The sequence below is a fragment of the Furfurilactobacillus milii genome (genome assembly GCF_009863985.1).
Taxonomy (GTDB): domain Bacteria; phylum Bacillota; class Bacilli; order Lactobacillales; family Lactobacillaceae; genus Furfurilactobacillus; species Furfurilactobacillus milii_A.
Window position 1 is genome coordinate 1 of sequence record NZ_WEZT01000039.1, and the last position, 2,985, is coordinate 2,985.

1 protein-coding gene and 1 pseudogene are annotated in these 2,985 nt (G+C 39.5%); one reads left to right on the forward strand and one right to left on the reverse strand.

All coding sequences use genetic code 11. From position 1 onward, the window contains the following. Positions 1–384: pseudogene (locus tag GB992_RS10915) on the forward strand (transposase); the annotation flags it as partial. 181 nt (positions 385–565) lie between these two features. Here GB992_RS10915 and clpL read toward each other — a convergent pair. Continuing rightward, complete coding sequence (gene clpL, locus GB992_RS10920) at positions 566–2,680, reverse strand: ATP-dependent protease ClpL (protein ID WP_161002464.1); 2,115 nt, start codon at positions 2,678–2,680, stop codon at positions 566–568. Between the last annotated feature and the right edge of the window lie 305 nt (positions 2,681–2,985).

Sequence of the window (2,985 nt, forward strand, 5' to 3'; positions counted from 1 at the left end):
CGAACTCATTGAGAAAATGTACGGTGCTCACTACTCCAAAGCCACGGTTTCCAACATGACTAAAGCCGTCAATGAACAGGTTCAAGCTTTCCAGCAACGGCGACTGCCTTCGCAATATGTGGCCATCTTCTTAGATGCCAATTACCTGCCTTTAAAGCGGGACACCGTCCAAAAAGAAGCGGTTCATTGTATTCAACCAACTTGATTGCGAACTTTAACAAGCATCTCAAACGCAACCCCAACCACAAAGAACAATTTCCAACGGAAGATTCACTGAATCGCTTCCTAGTTTCTCAGTTTAACGTCTACAACGAGAAGTCCATGAAGCGAATCCATCGCAGATTCAACGGACTTCAGGACACCCTGGAATCATCCTTCATTTAAATTAACTACATATTATATGTACGGAGGTATTTCATTTACACAAGATTCTTGACGATATCCATATTTACTCAATAGATTAATATCAAATGGTGAAAATCAACGAAAAAAGGATATCTATCAAGCAATCTCCTGCCCAATAAATCTCCTCTTACATAAAGTTATTTATGAACACTGATTTAAGCTAAGCTGCCGATATCACAATCTCAGCATCCACTAAATCAGCCTTCAAGTTTTTGACATCTAAGTGGTCAAGGTAGAAATCCGTTACCTTATCACGAATTTGTTGTTCAATTACTCGCCGTAATGGCCGCGCACCCATTGCTTCATCATAGCCTTGTTCCATCAGCCAATCTTTGGCCGCTTTAGTTACCTCAAGTTTGATGGATTTTTTGGCTAACGTTTTTTGTACATCCGCCAACATCAAATCGACAATTTGACTTAAGTCTTGCTTAGTCAGATGTGAAAACTCCACGATTCCATTAAAACGGTTCAAAAATTCTGGGCGGAAAAATGGTGCTAACTTATCCATTAATGACTGGTCTCGTTGCTTGTCACCACTTAATGCTTCATTACCAAAGCCAGCATTAGAAGTAGCGATAATAATCGTATTTTTGAAATTAATGACATTGCCTTGTCCATCCGTTAAGCGCCCATCATCCATCACTTGTAACAGTAACGGTAATACTTGTGGATCAGCCTTTTCAATTTCATCTAATAATACAATGGAATATGGATTACGCCGAACCCGTTCAGTTAGAGTATTAGCATTATCTTCATAGCCTACGTATCCAGCCGAGGTACCAATTAATTTCGACACAGCTGTACGATCAGCATATTCACTCATATCTAGCCGAATAATCGCATTTTTATTTCCAAACATATCTAAGGCTAATTGCTTAGCTAATTCAGTCTTTCCTACGCCAGTTGGGCCCACAAACAGAAAACTTCCAATTGGCTGATCACCCTCTGAAAAGCCCGCACGGTTACGCCGAATTGCCTTCGCTACCATTTCAACCGCTTCATCTTGACCGATTACCTTACTTTTCAGACGCTTATCAAGATTTTTCAAGTGCTCAATATCATTAGCACCCATATCAGCAACTGGTATACCAGTTAAGCGTTCAACCGATTGTGCCACATCATCAATCGTGGCAGTGATTTTTTCTTTTTGATCCGTTTTTTTAATTTTTTGCTTGGTTTCCTCGATCGACTTCTTGATATCAGCGGCTTTTGTAAAGTCCTCCGATTTAACGGCGGCCTCCTTAGCTGCCTCTAATTTTTTAACGCGTTGATCCAATGTCTCAACATCAGTTTGCGAATTTTTAGCCGCTAAATGAGCCGCAGTCATGTCGATCAAATCGATAGCTTTATCTGGCAAAGTGCGTTGTGGTATATATTGGATTGAATAATCCACAGCCGCCTTCAAAACATCATCTGGTAATACAACATGATGATGCTTTTCGTACAGCTTTTTAACACCTTGTAATATACGTAAAGTGTCAGCGGCCGTCGGTTCATTAATCACAACATCATTGAATCGCCGTGCCAAAGCCGCATTTTTCAAAATAGTATTGCGATATTCATCTTGAGTCGTAGCCCCGATTACAGTCAGCTCGCCACGTGACAAAGCAGGTTTAATGATATCAGCCAATCCCTTGCCACCGTCTTCACCACCAGTGGCACCCGTGCCGATAATCTGATGAATTTCATCGAAGAATAGAATAATATTACCAGCTGCTTTAACTTCCTTTACCAGCTGTTTAATATTCTCTTCAAAAGAACCGCGATATTGAGTTCCTGCTTCCAAAGACGATAAATCAATCGAATAGATTTCTTTATCTTGAATCGTTTCTGGAACTTTACCAGCCACAATTGCTTGTGCCAGACCTTCGACGACTGCAGTTTTACCTACACCGGCATCACCAACTAAGATTGGATTATTTTTCGTCCTACGACTCAAAATTTCTGCAGTTTCTTGAATCTCATTCTCACGTCCAATCACTGGATCTAGTAATCCATCACGAGCCTGTTCCGTCAAATTAGTCCCTAACTTTTCTAAAATCCCCCCTTTTTTAACAGCCTGTTTACCATCTTTAGATACTTCTATTGTTTTATTATTTTGGGGTAGCTTACCAGTTGCTCGGTATTGAGCAAACTCATCCGGTGTCAGCGATTGTCCATTAACTAAATAACGTGCACGCTCCGAATTTTGATTATCCATGCGCCGAAATAATTGATTGAAAACATCATCCATATCATTGTTGAAAAAAGGATCATTTCCGTAGAAATTTGCCATATTACAACACCTCCATAAAAATTTATGCGTGTAACTTAGTGGCCATAGTATCCTTTAAAACTACAACTGAATCGTATCACGATTTTTATGTATCGTTAAGTAAAGTGCTTATCGGTGTATTAAACGAGATACTTTGAAATACCATTACAACAAACCCTTTCAGGATAAATTGCCGTTAATTAGTATATCAAAATATAATATGTAACTAGGTAGATTGTAAAATTAATCCGAACGCTGTTCGGACAAAAAAGATCAGCTTCCTTTAAAATGGTGTTTACCACAAACCCATCTTTTAGGAGCTGATC

Coding starts and splice junctions, on each gene's coding strand:
- clpL (WP_161002464.1), bottom strand. CDS start 2,680: ATGGCAAATTTCTACGGAAATGATCCTTTTTTCAACAATGATATGGAT.